The following is an 18,058-nucleotide window of genomic DNA, read 5'->3' as shown; positions in this document are numbered from 1 at the left end:
CAATTGCGCGGCCGAACCGTCGCAGCCGGCATGCCGCCACGAGGGCTGGCCGAAACGGATTGCTCGTATACGAATGATCGGTGGGATGGCGGAGCTGCCGTGGTACGGGGTGGTGGAATTGCTTTGCCGTGACGCCGGCTCGCTGGACGGGTATCCCGGAGCCGGTGACTTTTTGCTCTCCACAGGAGATCTCGATCCAGCCTGCAACTTCAAAGGAGGAGAGAGGTTCTGCTACTATTTGAGGTGTGTCTGGCGCGGCTCTTCGCCGGCCGGCAGACGCAGCTCGAAGCACACTTCATCGTCGGACGGCAGCAGATCGATCTGGCCGCCATGGCTCATCATGACGGCGCGCACGATGGCCAGGCCCATTCCAGTTCCGCCGCTGTCGCGCCGCGTGGTGAAGAACGCGTCGAAGACCCGCTCGCGGTTGGCGGGCGAGATCGGATTGCCGTCGTTGCTCACCTTGAGGATCACTTGCTCGGCTCGATCGTCCAGCTCCAGGCTGATCGTGCGGGCGCCGTGACGGACGGCATTGTCGGCCAGATGGGTGAGGACGATCAGGAGCGTCTCGCTCGAGAGCCGGATCGGACGCCGCAGCGCGCCGCCTGTTCCGATTTGGGCGGCGGGAAACCGCTCGCGCAGCGGACCGATCACCTCGTCCAGGCTGCTGGCTTCGCTCTGCTGAAGGGCTTCGGCACGCGCGAGCTCGCGCAGGCGCTGTGCCATCCGGTCGAGCCGCTCGGCATCGCCAAGGATGTTGGTCAGAAAGGTTTCCTGCTCGGCGGGCGTCAGCTGGCCTGAGGTGGCGTGCAGCGAATCCAGCATGAGCTCCGCCGCGCCCTTGATCGAAGTGAGGGGCGACTTGAGCTCGTGTGTCAGGTGCGCGGAGAAGTTTCGGAGGTAGCTGGAGCGACGCGCCAATTGCTCGGCCATCGCAAAGAAATGCTCGGCCAGCTCGGCGAAGTCGCGCGTGCCGTAATGGGCGAGCGGACGGAATCCGGCGGGATCGCTGCGGCCGATCCGGCCGGCGCGGTCGACCAGCTCGCACATCGGGCGCGTGATCGTTCTGGCCACGATCAGGCCAACCAGCAATGTCGTGAGAACGATCGCGGAGCCTGCGGCGATGAATTTGCCGCGCTCGACATAGAGGTGCTCGAAGATGTTGCGCGGCGTCCGTGAGGTGTAGATGACGCCCGCGACGTGATCGTTTACGATGACCGGCATGGCCGAGAACACGTGAACACCCACGCCACGGCTGAACGAATAGATCGGCGGCGGTGCCTTGTCCGGAATGCGGATGCGCAGCGCCGCGCTGTATCTCCCTTTCAGGGCGGCCGCGATCTCGTCGATATGGGCGAGCGATTTGCCCATCTCGTCGCGGCCGGCGATCACGACGCCCTGCGGATCGAGCACGCGAAAGCCGGCCAAGGTGACCTTCTGGGTCTCACGTATGATCGGCCACAGCCGCGCGCCGATGGCGACATAGGCTGGGTCCGCAGGCTGAGGCGCCTCGCGGGCATCGGGACGGCGGACGAAGAGATCATTGGCGAGCAGGTCGAGCAGCGGCCGGATCGGCGTCACCTCGTCAGCGGCGTCCGGCCGCGCCTCCGGCGGGATCTCGGCGCCGAGCGGAATGCCGGCGGCGAGGCGCGCCGAGACCTCCTCGGCGAACACCGCGGCGAGCACGCCGCTCTGCGCGATCAACTCGGCCTGGGTCTGGCGGATCAGCTGATTGTCGTAGATGCGGAAGAAGAACAGGCCGACGAGGGGCAGGGTGGCGACGAGCGCGAGCACGCCGAACACGATCTGTCCGAGCGACGGCCGCCATTTCTTCTTCGGCTTCGGTGCGATCATGGCGCGCCGCAGCGGCCGAGCCGGAAGCCGACGCCGTGCACCGTCTCGATGGCATCCTCGCAATGGGCGGCCGCGAGCTTCGCACGGATGTTGCGGATATGGCTGTCGATCGTCCGGTCGGAGACCTGGATGTTGAGATGATAGGCAGCGCTCATGATCTGCTCGCGGCTGAACACGACGGCCGGCCGGGTCATCAAGGTCCGAAGGATGCTGAACTCGAGCGCCGTCAGCGTGAGCGGCGTATCGCCGAAACGAGCGAGATGCTGCTGCGGGTCGAGCCGAAGCCGGCCATGGAGGAGCTCCTCCGGAGCCGCCGCACGGTCGCCGCCGGCGGCGCGCCGGAGGATGACGTTGACGCGCGCGACGAGCTCGCGCGGGCTGAACGGCTTGGTGACGTAATCATCGCCGCCGATCTCCAGCCCGAGGATGCGATCGATCTCCTCGTCGCGCGCCGACAGGAATAGGATCGGCACTTGCGAGGTCCGCCGGATGCGACGGCACACTTCGAGGCCGTCGAACTCGGGCATGCCGACGTCGAGCACGATCAGGTCCGGGCGGTCCTCGCCGAACCTGACCAGGGCCGCACGGCCGTCGGCGGCCTCCGTCACCGTCATGCCGGCCTTTCCCAGGGCGACACGCAGGACTTCGCGGATGTGCGGATCGTCGTCGACGATCAGGATTCGGGGGGACACAATCGAGGCTCCGCGGCGGGACATCAGCTGGGGTTCTGGGTCAGGGGATGTGTATCGAGATAGCGCTGCAAGCGCCAGCCGCGGAACGTCCAGGAGCGCCAGTTGGCCATGTCCTTTGCCTGCTGCTCCAGCAGACTCTGGTTCATGCGGGAGAGTGCGGACTCCCCACGCAGCAGCAGCATGGCTCGCTGGACCGCCGGCAGGGCCTGCGGACCGAGGCTCAGAAGATACGGCATGTCGATGGCGGTCCCGCTCCGTCCGGCCTCACGGCTATGAGCGACATTGTAGTCGCCGATCACTGCGGAGAAATTGACGAGCGCGCAGCCATAGAGAGTCGCCGCCAGCGCAATCAGGTTCATGCGGACGAGCCAGGCCGTGGGACGGTCCAGGACGATCCGGACCACGATCAGGATCAGGCCGACGGCCACGAGCGCCATCCAGATCAGCGCCGCGATGCGCCAATGGGTCAGCAGGTAGCTTTGGATGTAGATGTGAACCCGTTGGATCGAGGACAGCACCAGCAGCAGGTTTTGTCCGACCCAGAGGTAGACGAGCGGACGGATCAGCCGCGGCTCATCCTGCTGTCTGGATCGGACGGCGATGATGACGAAGGCTGCGGCCAGCAGCGCAGTGACGATCAGCGGATAGGCGCCGCGATGCGCATAGGTGGCGTAGGTCATCCCGTCGGGAAGCGCCGCATGTCCCCACAGATAGGCGCCATCGAGCGCGGTCTGGACCGCAAACAACAGGTTGAACAGGAGGAGCGAACGAATGACAGTTTGCGGATTGAGCAGGGGAGCTGCGATCGACGGTGCTTGTTCGGCCTCGGGATCGATCGGCAGGCGCGGCGCCTTCGTCCGCTGCCGCCAGCGCAGATGGACGAACGGCCAGATCAGAGACAGCATCAAGAGCCAGAAGATCGGACGGCCGACGCTGAGATTGGAGACGATGCGCTGAGGCCGGAGCTGATCGAGCCACTGCTCGATCACGGGGTTGGCTGCAGCGAACAGCAGGCTGAAAACGAGGCCGAGCGCGAGCGGGATGCTCCAGGTCAACAGCAGCCGCGTGAAGTCATGGGCGCGAAGCGTTGCAATGGCGTCGGGGATCAGCCTGAACGGTCCGACCAGGAGCAGCTGTCGTGCGGCCGTGACCGGCAGGCGGAGCCCCTCGGCTGCGGGGTTTGTCGTCAGGGCGATTGCCGAGATCGTTGCGAGGACCGCGCTCGAGACTGACAGCAGGGTCAGGTCCTCGATCGCAGGCAGCAGGCCCACGACGAGCACCACCGCCGCAAGCTTCGTCCGCGATCGATCGACGCCGGCGTGATTGGCGAGCAGGCTGGTCACGGCCAGCGCGGCGGTGAAGATCGGAAGCGAGAGCCCTGGGGCTTGATCGTAGAACAGAACGTCGGCGAGCCCGAGAAGCGCGAAGGCAAGGGCGAATTTGTGCCACATGGAGAGCGGGACGGCTGGAGACGCCGTCAGCTCCGCTGAGCTGGTCATTTGCGGGAGTCCTCGATTGAGTGACGATACGGCCGGCATTCGCCAGCCAATGACCGGACCATGACCCCGCCGCGTGCAGCCCCTCACGAGCGGATCTGCAGCATTTCAGGATTTGTTTGCAGATTTCGTGCAGGCGCAATTCGGCTGCTGGCGGAGGCCATTCGGCGTTGTTACGCAGAAGTCCTCTTTTCCATGGAATGATCGGCTGCTCACATGCTCGGACGTATCAGGACGGTGGTCCTCTGGATCCTTGCTCTGGCTTTCATTGTCATCACGCTCAACAGCAACGAGCCCTATCTGGTCCGTCTGCGCGGGACGGGGCACGCCGCGCTGCTCATCATCGGGCTGGCAGCTCCGCTGCTGCTTCTACTGGGCGGGCGCTGGCGCGACGGCATCGCCGGACGCATGCTGGTGTCGGCATGGTGCATCCCGCTGCTCGCGCTGACTGCGACGCAGTTCACGTTCGCTTGGCGCAAGTACGAGACATTTCAGACGGCGCCCGAGGTGGCGCGTCTGCTCGGGCGGCATTTCATCGTCGGATACACGACCGTCGATGAAGCCGCCGCCTTGGCCGGGCAGGGCCTGATCGCCGGCGTATATGTTACTCATCACAACGTGCGCGGACGGACCGAGGCGCAGCTGAGCGCCGACATTGCACGGCTGCAGGCGGCGCGCAGGGCAGCCGGGCTGCCGCCGTTGCTCGTGTCGGCCGATCAGGAGGGAGGCAGAGTTGCGCACCTCTCGCCGACGCTGCCCAACATGCCCGGGCTGGCGACCTTGGCCGATCTCCCGGCTGCGCGGCGCGCCCATGATGCCTACGAGATGGGACGGGCCCAGGGGCAGTCGCTGGCATCAGCAGGCATCAATTTCAACTTGGCGCCGGTGGTCGATCTGCGGCCACGCTGGACTCGTAACCGGCTCGATTTTCATACGCTGATCGGGCAGCGTGCGATCTCCAACGATCCGGCCGTGGTGGGTGACATCGCGCTCGGCTATGTCCGCGGCCTGGAGGCGAGCGGCGTACAGGCGGCGGCCAAGCACTTCCCGGGTCTCGGGCGCGTCGAGGCCGACACGCATCACTTCTCCGCGCAGCTCGACACAGCAGCCGACGTGCTGGAGCAGTCCGATTGGCGGCCGTTCCGCCAGGTGCTGGACAGTTCGCATGCAGCCATGATGGTGGGGCACGTGATGGTCGACGCGATCGATCGGGAGCGGCCGGCCTCGCATTCCAAGGCGGTGCTCGAAGGCCTCATCCGTGGCCGGTGGAACTATCAGGGCGTGATCATCACCGATGATCTCGTGATGGGAGCGATCTATGGCCGCGACTTATGCAAAGCGGTGGTGGAAGCCCTCAACGGCGGCGCTGATCTGTTGCTCGTGGCCTATGACGGCACGCAGTTCCATCGCGTCCTTGCCTGCGCGAAGCAAGCTCTGGCGGGCGGACAAATTGATCTGGCTGCGCTGCGCCGGAGCGATGAGCGGCTGACGCGCTGGCTGCGGCAGGACGATGGACCGCAGGCCGCAAATGTCATGACGAGTTCCGGGCGTTCGGCAGGCACGCGGTGGAAGGCGGTCGAGTAAAAGCCGAGATCGTGCGTTCAGCGCGGGCCGTTCCCGGTCCAATTGCGCCAGGACACGTTGGAGAGGCTACGCAAGTCGGTCGCCAGGGGACGTCGCGCTTGTTTGTCGTGCAGGCCGACCACTTGTTCCGACTCGCGGACCTTCAGTTGAAGCTCCGCGACCTGCCGCTTGGTCCGCTCGATCGCCTTGGGATCGGCGCTCACACCGACGGTGAAGCGGGCGGTCTCGATCTGCTTGAGCGCTGCCCGGTTCTTCTTCAGCTGCGCGCGATGCCAGGCAACCTTGCTGTCACTATCCGCAACCATGGTCCACTCCTGAGACATGGCGCGAAGACTAAACAACCGAGTCTTGATTCGCGACTGTCTCAGGCCGTGCGGTGCAAGCATCGGAATACCGATTATCAGAGCCTTGGCGTCTCAGTCCAACCCCGCGGCGTGCCGCATCTCGTCGATCAGTTCGGATGCCTCCGCCTTGGTCTGCACATCCGAAGTCGGATCCGGCCGCCCCGCCTGTTCGCTCAGTGTCTTCAAGTAGGAGGCTTGAGCACCCGTCATCGGATCGTCGCCTGAAACCCAGGTCTTCGGATCCTTCTCGATCTTCTCCGTCATCGCTGATCTCCGTTGCTACAATGGTCGCACGGCATCCAACCCAGCGATCAGTATAATGTTCCTATTTTGTTCTATATGTCAAGCGCCGTGTCATCTCCTCCTGAGAGGACTTACGACGACGCTGCCTTGCGCGACGAAAGCCGCGGTGGCGATACCGCATCGTGTTCGCCGGTCGCGTCGGCGCCATGCGGTTTGGGAAGCACGATCTCGTCGCGGGGGCTTGTGAGTTCGTCCGGCGTTGCCTCGCACGGCTTGATCTCGAAATTGTTGTCGAGCACCTTCTCGCCGTGCGGATCAAAGGTCACGAGATCGGCCTGCTCGGCCGCCTCCCAGACCTCGCGTTCGGTCCGAAACGGACGGGTCAATCTTTCGTCATTCTCAAACAGTGCGTAGGGCACGAGGAGCTCCAGATCGCGGTCCGCCGGAGCGTCCAGCTCGTCCGCGGCGCGCGGTCCGTCCAGGGCTGCTCCCACACACAAACCTCGCCGAGGCTTGGCTGTTCCACGCCCCCGAGTTCATCGATCGACCAGTTGTGACGATCGGTCCTGCATCGCCGCGGAACGATGGTCGCGGGCACAAGGTTGCCCGCCATGTCGATCCGAAGTCGATATGAACAGGAGAGAATGATGGACAACATCAAGGGAAAGAGGATCGCGATCCTCGCGACCAACGGGTTCGAACAATCCGAGCTCGAAGTGCCGCGTGATCGCCTGAAGCAGGCCGGAGCGACCGTCGACATCATCTCGCTCGCGCCGGGTGAGATCAAAGGCTGGGACCAGAAGGATTGGGGTCGACCCGTCAAGGTCGACAAGACGCTCGACCAGGCGTCGGCCTCCGACTACGACGCCATCGTACTGCCGGGTGGGCAGATCAACCCCGATCTGCTGCGCCTCGAGCCGAAGGCGCTGGCCTTCATCAAGGACGTTTTCGATGCCAAGAAGATCGTCGCCGCGGTGTGTCACGCACCTTGGCTCCTGATCGAGACAGGCATTGCGAAGGGACGCAAGATGACGTCCTACAAGTCGATCAAGACCGACGTCGCCAACGCCGGCGCCCAGTGGCAGGATGCTGAGGTCGTCGTCGACCAGGGCGTCATCACCTCACGCAACCCCGGCGATCTCGAAGCCTTCAGCGCCAAGATCATCGAGGAGGTCCGGGAAGGCCGGCACCTCCAGCGCAGCGCGGCCTGAGGCGTGTCGGGGAGGGCCGGGTCGAGAGGTCCGGCTCTCTCCGCGCGAACAGGCCCAGCGCCCGAGGGGTCGAACGCTGGGCCGCAGTCCACACGGAGTGCCTCCGACGAGATGGGGGAACGCCGCCGGAGACACTTGGAAGACGCCTGGCGCGGCGCGTCGTTCCTAATTCACGTCGTTCCCAAGTCACTTCGCCGATCCTCGGCTGCTGCATCCTGGTCGTCCCGGCCTGAAGCAACCTGCCGTGAGTGGACGGAACTTACCTCTTGATCACGGGTTGGCCGCTTGTTCAGGCCGCGGAGATGTGCCGTGAGTGAGAAGGTGAAGATACAGGACTATACGGCTCCGGCCGGCGGTTGGGGTTCGGTGCAAGCGGTGGCCAGCATCCTTACGCAGGAGGAGGTCACGCTGCTCGGCAGCGAGATCCTCCTGAAGCAGAACAAGCCTGACGGATTCATGTGCGTCAGCTGTTCCTGGGCCAAGCCGGCCCATCCACACCCGTTCGAATTCTGCGAGAACGGCGCCAAGGCCACGGCATGGGAAATCACCGGCAAGACGGTCGGGCCGGAATTCTTCGTTCAGCATACTCTGTCCGAGCTGCGGACCTGGTCGGACCATCAGTTGGAGGAGCAGGGCCGGCTGACGCATCCGATGCGCTATGATGCGGCGAGCGACCGCTACGTTCCCGTGAGTTGGGACGAGGCGTTTCGCGCCGTGGGAGCCGAGCTGAACCGGCTCGATCCGCGCGCGGTCGTGATGTACACGTCGGGCCGGGCCTCGCTCGAGACCAGCTACATGTATCAGCTGTTCGGGCGCATGTACGGCACCAACAATTTTCCTGACAGTTCGAACATGTGTCACGAATCCACCTCGGTCGCGCTGCCCGAGGTGATCGGTGTGCCCGTCGGCACTGTGCTGCTCGAGGATTTCGACAAGTCCGACTGCATCCTGTTCTTCGGCCAGAACACCACGACCAACTCGCCGCGCATGCTGCATCCGCTGCAGAAGGCGGCGCAACGCGGCGTTCCCATCATCACCTTCAACCCCCTGCGCGAGCGTGGGCTGGAGCGCTTCACCAATCCGCAGAATCCGATCCAGATGGTGCTCACCGGCGGCACCCGCATCAGCACGCAATATCATCAGCTCAGGGTCGGCGGCGATGGCGCGGCGCTGCTCGGGATGTGCAAGGCGGTGATCGAGGCTGATGACGCCGCGGTCTCCATGAAGCGTCCGCGCGTTCTCGATGTGGCCTTCATCGAGCAGCACACCTCCGGTTTCGAGGAGTTCGCGAACTACTGCCGTCAGGCGTCGTGGAGCGATATCGAGCGGGCGTCCGGTCTTCGTCGCGCTGACCTCCTGGAGGCTGCGAAGGTCTATGCATCCGCGCACGCCGTGATCGCCAATTACGGCATGGGCATCACGCAGCATCGCCATGGTGTCGAAACGGCCAAGATGATCGTCAACCTGCTGCTGCTGCGCGGGAACATCGGCAAGCCTGGCGCGGGAATCTCTCCGGTCCGCGGCCATTCCAACGTGCAGGGGCAGCGCACCGTCGGCATCTCCGAGAAGACCAAGCTGGTGCCGCTCGACAAGCTGGCGGAGCTCTATGCGTTCGAGCCGCCGCGCTGGGATGGCCTCAACACGGTCGACGCCTGCGAGGCCATCATCAAGGGCGACGTCAAGGGCTTCGTCAGTCTCGGCGGCAATTTTCTGCGCGCCGTGCCGGAGCGATCGCTGATGGAGCCGGCCTGGGCGAAGCTGCGGCTATCCGTCCAGATCGCGACCAAGCTCAATCGCAGCCATCTTGTGCCCGGCGAGATCACCTACCTGTTGCCGTGCCTCGGGCGGATCGAGATCGACAGGCAGGCGAGCGGCGAGCAGGCGGTGGCGATGGAGGACTCCACCACCTGTATCCACGGCTCGAAGGGCCAGCGTCAGCCGGTCGCCGATGGCCTGCTGTCGGAGCCCGCGATCGTCGCCGGCCTCGCCCAGGCGACGCTGGCGCCGAATCCGCGCGTGGACTGGGATGCATGGGTTGGCAAGTATGCGCTCGTCCGGGAGGCGATCGAGCGCACCTACCCCGATCAGTTCAAGGACTTCAACACGCGGCTGTTCGAGCCTGGCGGCTTTCCGCGGCCATTGGGAGCTCGCGAGCGCAAATGGAAGACGGCGACGGGCAAGGCCAATTTCACCGTGCCGAAAGCGGCGCTTAATCCCCCGGAAGAGGGCAATGGCATCTTTCAGCTGATGACGTTGCGTGCCGACGGCCAGTTCAACACCACGATCTACAACGAGGACGACCGCTTCCGCGGCGTGTCCGGCGGGCGTCGGGTCGTGTTCATGAATGCAAGCGACATGGCGGAGCTGGGCATCGGGCAGGGCGATATGATCAAACTCGCGACCGTCGCCGATGACGGCGTCGAACGCTCGCTCGGTGGACTACAGGCTGTCACGTTCGACATCCCAAGGTTCAGCGTCGCGGCCTACTACCCCGAGTGCAACGGATTGATCCCGCTGTGGCACTACGCCGAAGGCAGCAAGGTGCCGGCTGCCAAGTCCGTGCCGGTGCGCATCACCCGGGAGGCAGCAGGCTAGGTAAGCTGTCATCCCGCCGCGCGCTGACGCGCTTCTTTTGGCGCGGCGACCGTGAAGGGCCTTGTCGTCTCCGGCGGAGTAGCACCCGGACGGAGCGGCACGAGGAGGCGGCAGACCAGGCCCTCGGGACGCCAGTCAAACAACGCGCGGCCGCCGAGCTGGCTCTCGACGCTCGCCATCAGGCTGCGCGTGCCGAAGCCGCGCGACGTCGGCACATGGACCAGCGGTCCACCGGTTTCGATCCAGGTGAGATCGAGCCGCTGATCTGGCTCGATCGTCCATTGCACCGACAGATGACCGGAGCGGACCGAAAGCGCGCCGTATTTGGCGGAGTTAGTCACCAGCTCGTGCAGCGCCAGCGCAAGCGTTTGCGCCGTCGCTGGTTCGAGCTGCAGCTCGGGCCCGCCGAAGCCGACCTGACCTCCCGTGGCATAGGGCGCGAGCTCTTCTTCGACGAGCCGGCTGATCTCTGCGCCTTGCCAGCTCGACAGCGAGAGGATGGTGTGAACACGCGCCAGCGCGCTGATGCGGCCCTCCACGGCGCTGACATAGGTCCGCACGTTCTCCGCCTTGGTGAGGCGGACGATCGACTGCGCCAGCGTCAGCGCATTCTTGGCGCGATGATCGACCTCCCGTGTCAGCAGGTTCTGGCGCTCCTCCGCGCGTTTGCGCTCGGTGATGTCGATCGTGACGCCGCTGACGCGGACCACGCGGCCGGATCTGTCCGTGGTTGCCGCCGCGGTTCCGACGCACCAGCGCTCCTCGCCATCGGGCCGGTTGATGCGGAATTCGGCCTCATAGGACGTCACGCCGCGGCCGAACTCGTCCAGCACGTGCCGCGCACGCTCGGCATCATCGGGATGCAGCAGGCCCATGATGTTGACGCTGTTGAGTTCGAAGCCCTGCGGGGTCACGCCGAAGATGCGGTACTGACCTTCGTCCCACATCCAATCGCCGTTGATGCCGTCCCAATCCCACGAGCCCATCCGTCCGGCGGCGATGGCCATGCTGCGGCGTTCCTCGCTCTCGCGCAGGCGAGCGGTGGACTTCTCCAGCTCCGCGGTGCGGGCGCGAACACGATTCTCCAACTCGAGGTTCAAATGCTCGAGCTCGCGCGTCTTGCGATACAGCTCGGTGAACACCTTGATCTTCGCGCGCAGCACCTCAGGCACCACAGGAACCGGCACGTAGTCGACGGCGCCCATCTCATAGCCGCGCAGCCGATCGAAATCGCTGACCTGGACGGCGGAGATGAAGATGATCGCGATCTTCTGGAACCGCGGATGCTCGCGGATCATCTGCGCGAGTTCGAAACCATCCAGCTCGGGCATGCAGACGTCGACCAGGATGACCGAGATCTCGTTCTTCAACAGGATCTCGAGCGCCTCGCGGCCGGAGGTCGCGACCACGAGGTGCTCGTTGAGGTCCTTCAGGATGACTTCATAGGCCAGCAGCTTTGCGGGCTGGTCGTCAACCAGGAGGATGTTGACCTTCTCATGTTCCATGATGTTGAGCCGTTCAGCGGTGCAGCCACATGCGGATGGCAAGGAGCAGCTGCTCGGTGTTGACGGGTTTGGCGAGGTAGTCCGAGGCGCCGGCCTCGAGGCACTTTTCCCGGTCTCCCTTCATGGCCTTCGCGGTCAATGCGATGATGGGGAGACGCGCGAAGGCGGGGGTCTGCCTGATGACACCGATGGTCTGGTAGCCGTCCATCTGGGGCATCATGATGTCCATCAGCACGATCGCAATCTCCGGGTTGTGCTGCACGAGTTCGATGGCCTCGCTGCCGGTGGTCGCAGTCAGCACCTTCATGCCGCGCCGTTCCAGCACGCTCGACAAGGCAAAGATGTTCCGCGCGTCATCGTCCACAAGCAGCACCGTCTTGCCGATCAGATCCTCATCGGAACTGTTCAGCTTCTCCAGCATGCGCTGCTTCTCGGTCGGCAGATGCGTGATCACGCGATGCAGGAACAGCGAGGTTTCGTCGAGCAACCGCTCGGGAGACTCCACCCCCTTGACCACGATGCTTCGTGCGATCGTGTGAAGTTCCGCATCTTCCTCTGCCGACAATTCACGGCCCGTGAAGACGACCACGGGGACCCCGGACAGTGTCTCGTCCGAGCGCAGCTGCTCGAGCACGTCGAAGCCGCTCATGTCGGGCAGACGAAGATCCAGCACGACGCAGTCGCAGGGCGCGCTGCGCATGATGTCGAGCGCGCCGGCGCCGGTTTCCGCTGCAAGGATCTCGATGTCGTCATGGTCGAGCAGCTCGCGGATGCTCATCTGCTCTGCGGCGTTGTCCTCGACGATCAGCAGGCGCTTGCGGCGCGGCTTCGCATATTCCTTGATCTGGGACAGCGCCGCGCTGACACCTTCCGTCGTCGTCGGCTTGCTGACGAAGGAGAAGGCCCCGCGCGCCAGGGCATGCTGCCGGTCTTCGTCGAGCGTGATGATCTGAACAGGAATATGCCTAGTCAGCGGATTGTGCTTGAGCTGGCTCAGGACGGTCCAGCCCAGCATATCCGGCAGAAACACGTCGAGTGAGATCGCGGCAGGCTGGTACTGCTTGGCAAGATCCAGCGCCTCGGCGCCGCGGCCGGCGACCAGGACCTTGAAGCCCTTGTCGCGCGCGAGATCGATGAGCACGCGCGCGTAGTGAGGATCGTCCTCGACCACCAGGAGGATCGTATCGCCTGCCGCCAGATTGAGACGATCGTCCGCCAGGTGCTCGACGACGCGCTCTGGCGCTGCCGCCGCCTGCAGCGCCGGGGTCTGAATGTAGGGAATAGGCGCTGCCTGGTTGATACGCGGCGCCGTTGTCGGACCCGAATATTTGAGCGGCAGATAGAGCGTGAACGTGCTGCCCTTGCCGGGGGCGCTTCGGAGATGAATTTCGCCGCCGAGCAGGTTCGCCAACTCGCGGCTGATCGCAAGCCCGAGCCCCGTTCCGCCATATTTGCGGCTGGTACCCGCATCGGCCTGCTGGAAGGCCTCGAAGATCAGCTTCTGCTTGTCCTGGGGAATGCCGATGCCGGTGTCCGACACTTCGAATGCGATGACCGCGGGTGCGTTGTTGAGCACCGGATGCTCGGCGCTCCAGCCGCCGAGGGCGGCCGAGACCTTCAGGCGGACGCCGCCCTCGGCGGTGAACTTGAAGGCGTTCGACAGCAGGTTCTTCAACACCTGCTGCAGGCGCTTGGAGTCGGTCACGATACTGCGCGCGAGAGTCGGATCGACATCGATGTTGAAGGAGAGCAGGCGGTTTTCGGCCTCGTGCCGGAACGGACGGCCGACGGTGTCGAGCAGGTTGGCGGTGAGGATCTCCTCGGCATCGACCGTCACGGTGCCGGATTCGATCTTGGAAAGATCGAGAATGTCGCTGATCAGGTTGAGCAGGTCGGTGCCGGCGCCGTGAATCGTGCGGGCGAATTCGACCTGCTTGAGCGTGAGATTGCCGTCGGGGTTTTCGGTCAGCTGCTGGCCGAGGATCAGGATGCTGTTGAGCGGCGTGCGCAGCTCGTGCGACATGTTGGCCAGGAACTCGGACTTGTATTTCGAGGTCAGCGCGAGCTCGGTCGCCTTCTCTTCGAGCGCGCGGCGGGCCTGCTCGATCTCCTGGTTCTTGCGTTCCACCTCGACGTTGCGCTCGGCGAGCTGTTGCGCCTTCTGCTCGAGCTGCTCGTTGGTCTGCTGCAGCTCGCGCTGTTGCGCCTGCAACTCGGCAGCGAGCTGCTGCGACTGCTTCAGCAGGCCCTCGGTCTGCATCGTGGCCTCGATGGAATTGAGCACGATGCCGATGGAGTCGGTGAGCTGCTCGAGGAACGTCATCTGCGACGTCGTGAACGGGCTGAGTGACGCCAGCTCGATGACCGCCTTGACCTGGTTCTCGAACAGAACGGGAAGGACGACGAGGTTCTTCGGAACGGCGCGGAGCAGGGCGGACCCGACCGGGATGACATCGGACGGGATTTCAGAGATCAGCCGCTGGCGCTTGTCGATGACGCATTGCCCGATCAGCCCCTCGCCGAACTGGACGAGCTGCCGATGCGGATAGACGCCGTCATTGGCGTAGGAGGCGAGCAGGCGGAGCTGCGGCGTGTACTCGTTCTCGACCTGGTAGATCACGCCGCGATGCGCATTCACGAGCGGTGTGAGCTCGGTTAGCAGCAGTCGACCCACGGTGGTCAGGTCGCGCTGGCCCTGCAGCATGTTGGTGAATTTCGCCAGGTTCGTCTTCAGCCAGTCCTGCTCGGTGTTGAGATCGGTCGTGAGCCGGAGGTTGGTGATCATCGTGTTGATGTTGTCCTTGAGCTCGGACACTTCCCCGCGCGCATCGACCTGAATGGTTCGCGTCAGATCGCCCTTGGTCACGGCGGTCGCAACCTCGGCAATGGCGCGGACCTGGGACGTCAGGTTGGCGGCGAGCAGGTTGACGTTGCCGGTGAGATCCTTCCAGGTGCCCGCGGCGCCCGGCACGTTGGCCTGTCCACCAAGGCGGCCCTCGACGCCCACCTCGCGGGCGACACTGGTGACCTGATCGGCAAAGGTCGCGAGCGTCTCCGTCATGTTGTTGATGGTCTCGGCGAGCGCGGCGACCTCGCCCTTCGACTTCACGGTCAGGTTCTGCTTCAGATCACCGTTGGCCACAGCGGTCACGACCTTGACGATGCCGCGGACCTGCTCGGTCAGATTGGCCGCCATGAAGTTGACCGTGTCGGTCAGGTCCTTCCAGGTGCCGGCAACGCCGGGGACCTGGGCCTGGCCGCCGAGCTTACCCTCTGTGCCGACTTCGCGGGCGACGCGCGTGACCTCGCCGGCGAAGGCGTTGAGCTGATCGACCATGGTGTTGATGGTGTTCTTCAGCTCGAGGATCTCGCCCTTCACGTCGACCGTGATCTTGCGCGAGAGATCGCCGCGCGCCACGGCGGTGGTCACCTCGGCGATGTTGCGGACCTGCGTCGTCAGGTTCGCCGCGAGCAGGTTGACGTTGTCGGTCAGATCCTTCCAGGTGCCGCCGACGCCGGGCACGACGGCCTGACCACCGAGCCGTCCTTCGGTGCCGACCTCGCGCGCCACGCGCGTCACTTCGGCCGCGAACGAGCGGAGCTGCTCGACCATCGTGTTCAAGGTGTCCTTGAGCAGCAGGATCTCGCCCCGGACGTCGACGGTGATCTTCTTCGACAGGTCGCCGCCAGCGATGGCGGTGGCTACCTCGGCGATGTTGCGGACCTGGGCCGTCAGGTTCGACGCCATGAAGTTGACGCTGTCGGTGAGATCCTTCCAGGTGCCGGCAACTTCCGGCACCTGCGCCTGGCCGCCGAGCTTACCTTCGGTGCCGACCTCGCGGGCGACGCGCGTCACTTCAGACGCGAACGCATTGAGCTGATCGACCATGGTGTTGATGGTGTTCTTCAGCTCGAGAATCTCGCCCTTCACGTCGACCGTGATCTTGCGCGAGAGATCGCCGCGCGCCACGGCCGTGGTCACCTCGGCGATGTTGCGGACCTGCGCCGTGAGATTGCCGGCCATCGAGTTGACGCTATCAGTCAAGTCTTTCCAGGTGCCGGCGACGCCGGGCACATTCGCCTGGCCGCCCAGTCGTCCCTCGGTGCCGACTTCGCGCGCGACGCGCGTCACCTCGCCCGCGAAGCGGTTGAGCTGGTCGACCATCGTGTTCAGCGTTTCCTTCAGGCTGAGGATCTCGCCGCGCACGTCGACCGTGATCTTGCGCGACAGGTCGCCGCCGGCGATGGCGGTGGCCACCTCGGCGATGTTGCGGACCTGCGCCGTCAGGTTGCCGGCCATCGAGTTGACGCTGTCGGTCAGATCCTTCCAGGTGCCGGCGACGCCGGGCACCTCGGCCTGGCCGCCGAGCTTGCCGTCGGTGCCGACCTCGCGGGCGACGCGCGTCACCTCACCGGCGAAAGCGTTGAGCTGATCGACCATCGTGTTGAGCGTTTCCTTCAGCTGAAGGATTTCGCCTGAGACGTTGACCGTGATCTTCTTCGACAAATCGCCCTTGGCGACGGCGGTCGCGACCTCCGCGATGTTGCGGACCTGACCGGTCAGGTTCGAGGCCATCGAGTTGACGCTGTCGGTCAAATCCTTCCACGTACCGGCGACACCGCGCACCATGGCCTGGCCGCCGAGCTTGCCTTCGGTGCCGACCTCGCGTGCGACGCGCGTCACTTCGCCGGCGAAGGCATTGAGCTGATCGACCATCGTGTTGATGGTGTCCTTCAGCTCGAGGATCTCGCCGCGCACGTCGACCGTGATCTTCTTCGACAAGTCGCCGTTCGCCACCGCGGTCGTCACCTCCGCGATGTTGCGGACCTGCGCCGTCAGGTTCGACGCCATCGAGTTGACGCTCTCGGTAAGGTCCTTCCAGGTGCCGGCGACGCCGAGCACGTTGGCCTGTCCGCCGAGCCGGCCATCGGTTCCGACCTCTCGGGCGACGCGCGTCACCTCGCCGGCGAAGGCGTTGAGCTGGTCGACCATCGTGTTGAGCGTTTCCTTCAGCTGAAGGATTTCGCCTGACACGTTGACCGTGATCTTCTTCGACAGGTCGCCGCTGGCGATGGCGGTCGCGACATCGGCGATGTTGCGGACCTGCGCGGTCAGGTTGGAGGCCATGAAGTTGACGTTGTCGGTCAGATCCTTCCAGGTGCCGGCAACGCCGGGCACCTGCGCCTGTCCGCCGAGCTTGCCCTCGGTGCCGACCTCTCGCGCGACGCGCGTCACTTCGGAGGCGAAGGCGTTGAGCTGATCGACCATCGTGTTGATGGTGTCCTTCAGCTCCAGGATCTCGCCGCGAACGTCGACCGTGATCTTGCGCGAGAGATCGCCGCGCGCCACGGCGGTGGTGACGTTGGCGATGTTGCGGACCTGGGCGGTGAGATTGCCGCACATCGCGTTGACGGAGTCGGTCAGATCCTTCCAGGTGCCGGCGACGCCGGGAACGATGGCCTGTCCGCCGAGCTTGCCGTCGGTACCGACCTCACGCGCCACACGCGTCACTTCGGACGCGAACGAGCGCAACTGATCGACCATCGTATTGATGGCCTCCTTCAGCTGCAGGATCTCGCCGCGCACGTCGACCGTGATCTTCTTGGAGAGGTCGCCATTGGCCACCGCGATCGTGACCTCCGCGATGTTGCGGACCTGGCCGGTGAGGTTGTTGGCCATGGAGTTGACGCTCTCGGTGAGGTCCTTCCAGACCCCCGTCACCTCCGGAACCTGCGCCTGGCCGCCGAGCTTGCCTTCGGTGCCGACCTCGCGCGCCACGCGGGTGACTTCGGAGGTAAAGACGCTGAGCTGCTTGATCATCGTATTGACGATGGTCGCGGACTGCAGGAACTCGCCCCCCAGCGGCCGGCCGTCGACGTCGAGCTTAACCGTCTGCAGCAGGTCGCCCTGGGCCACCGCGGCGACGGCGCGCGTCACCTCCCGGGTCGGCCATAGCAGGTCGTCGATCAGCGTGTTGACGGAGCTCTCCATGTCGGACCACGAGCCGCTGGCAATGCCGAACCTCACCCGCTGCCGGGTCTTGCCCTCGCGGCCGACCACCTGGCCGACGCGTTCGAGCTGCTGCGCCATCCTCTCGTTCGCGGCAATGATCTCGTTGAACGTGTCGGCGATCTTGCCGTCGATGCCGAGATAGTCACCGCCCATGCGAACCGAGAAGTCGCCCGACCGCATGGCCTGAAGCGCTCGAAGCAGATCCTGACTGGCATTGGGCAGATCGGCTCCGTTGCCGTGCCGACCAAAGCCTTGTCGCGCGGGCAACGGGCTATCAGCAGGATCCAGATCGCTCATGTAGTTCCCCCGGGCAGCACAATGGCCAACTCGATTCCGAGTCTAAAGATCTGCGGCATACAAGCCGCGACCACCTCTCAAATCAAGCCGCATGCCGGTTTCCAAGGTCCAATGGAACCCCTCGAACCCGGCACAAGCGGCTCAACTCGTTTCCACGGAACTCGTTCCTATTGATCGCTGGAAATTTTTGCATGGAACTAGGAGGAGGCCCCGAAGGGTCGTCG

General features: G+C 64.7%; 11 protein-coding genes. 3 read left to right on the top strand and 8 right to left on the bottom strand.

Annotated features, from left to right (window positions below):
• Positions 1–234: 234 nt before the first annotated feature.
• The 3 genes from NLR35_RS02105 to NLR35_RS02095 are packed head-to-tail and all read right to left on the bottom strand — an operon-like array spanning position 235 to position 4,045.
• Positions 235–1,854 carry an ATP-binding protein gene (locus NLR35_RS02105; protein ID WP_257164898.1) on the bottom strand — a complete coding sequence of 540 codons (1,620 nt, stop codon included), beginning with the start codon at positions 1,852–1,854 and terminating at the stop codon, positions 235–237.
• Positions 1,851–2,546, bottom strand: coding sequence for a response regulator transcription factor (locus NLR35_RS02100; protein WP_257164897.1), 696 nt, complete (start codon positions 2,544–2,546; stop codon positions 1,851–1,853). The genes NLR35_RS02105 and NLR35_RS02100 overlap by 4 nt, the downstream gene beginning before the upstream one ends.
• A 23-nt stretch (positions 2,547–2,569) precedes the next feature.
• The gene (locus tag NLR35_RS02095) at positions 2,570–4,045 is read right to left on the bottom strand and encodes a DUF4153 domain-containing protein (protein WP_257164896.1); all 1,476 of its coding nucleotides are present in this window, start codon (positions 4,043–4,045) and stop codon (positions 2,570–2,572) included.
• A gap of 213 nt (positions 4,046–4,258) precedes the next feature.
• Here NLR35_RS02095 and NLR35_RS02090 point away from each other — a divergent pair, with 213 nt between their 5' ends.
• On the top strand, positions 4,259–5,626 hold the full coding sequence (locus NLR35_RS02090; RefSeq protein ID WP_257164895.1) for a glycoside hydrolase family 3 N-terminal domain-containing protein: 1,368 nt from the start codon (positions 4,259–4,261) through the stop codon (positions 5,624–5,626).
• A gap of 17 nt (positions 5,627–5,643) precedes the next feature.
• Here NLR35_RS02090 and NLR35_RS02085 read toward each other — a convergent pair whose 3' ends face one another.
• The 3 genes from NLR35_RS02085 to NLR35_RS02075 all read right to left on the bottom strand — a co-directional run bounded on the left by NLR35_RS02085 (position 5,644) and on the right by NLR35_RS02075 (position 6,707).
• Positions 5,644–5,931 carry a hypothetical protein gene (locus NLR35_RS02085; protein ID WP_257164894.1) on the bottom strand — a complete coding sequence of 96 codons (288 nt, stop codon included), beginning with the start codon at positions 5,929–5,931 and terminating at the stop codon, positions 5,644–5,646.
• A gap of 111 nt (positions 5,932–6,042) precedes the next feature.
• Positions 6,043–6,234 carry a DUF3072 domain-containing protein gene (locus tag NLR35_RS02080; RefSeq protein ID WP_257164893.1) on the bottom strand — a complete coding sequence of 64 codons (192 nt, stop codon included), beginning with the start codon at positions 6,232–6,234 and terminating at the stop codon, positions 6,043–6,045.
• A gap of 110 nt (positions 6,235–6,344) precedes the next feature.
• Positions 6,345–6,707, bottom strand: coding sequence for a hypothetical protein (locus NLR35_RS02075; protein WP_257164892.1), 363 nt, complete (start codon positions 6,705–6,707; stop codon positions 6,345–6,347).
• 150 nt (positions 6,708–6,857) lie between these two features.
• Between NLR35_RS02075 and NLR35_RS02070 the strand changes: the two genes are divergently transcribed.
• Both NLR35_RS02070 and NLR35_RS02065 read left to right on the top strand, forming a co-directional pair.
• On the top strand, positions 6,858–7,424 hold the full coding sequence (locus NLR35_RS02070; RefSeq protein ID WP_374940780.1) for a type 1 glutamine amidotransferase domain-containing protein: 567 nt from the start codon (positions 6,858–6,860) through the stop codon (positions 7,422–7,424).
• A gap of 309 nt (positions 7,425–7,733) precedes the next feature.
• Positions 7,734–10,019: an FdhF/YdeP family oxidoreductase gene (locus NLR35_RS02065; protein WP_257164890.1), complete on the top strand. Its 2,286-nt coding sequence runs from the start codon at positions 7,734–7,736 to the stop codon at positions 10,017–10,019.
• Between the two features lie 8 nt (positions 10,020–10,027).
• Here the strand turns inward: NLR35_RS02065 and NLR35_RS02060 are convergent, their stop codons facing one another.
• A complete protein-coding gene (locus NLR35_RS02060) occupies positions 10,028–11,524 on the bottom strand; it encodes an HWE histidine kinase domain-containing protein (RefSeq protein ID WP_257164889.1) in 1,497 nt (498 codons plus the stop codon).
• A 13-nt stretch (positions 11,525–11,537) separates the two neighbouring features.
• Positions 11,538–17,717, bottom strand: coding sequence for a HAMP domain-containing protein (locus NLR35_RS02055; protein WP_257165226.1), 6,180 nt, complete (start codon positions 17,715–17,717; stop codon positions 11,538–11,540).
• Positions 17,718–18,058: the final 341 nt, after the last annotated feature.

Source organism: Bradyrhizobium sp. SRS-191, from assembly GCF_024586915.1.
Lineage (GTDB): Bacteria > Pseudomonadota > Alphaproteobacteria > Rhizobiales > Xanthobacteraceae > Bradyrhizobium.
This window is presented reverse-complemented; position numbering and strand designations above follow the sequence as displayed.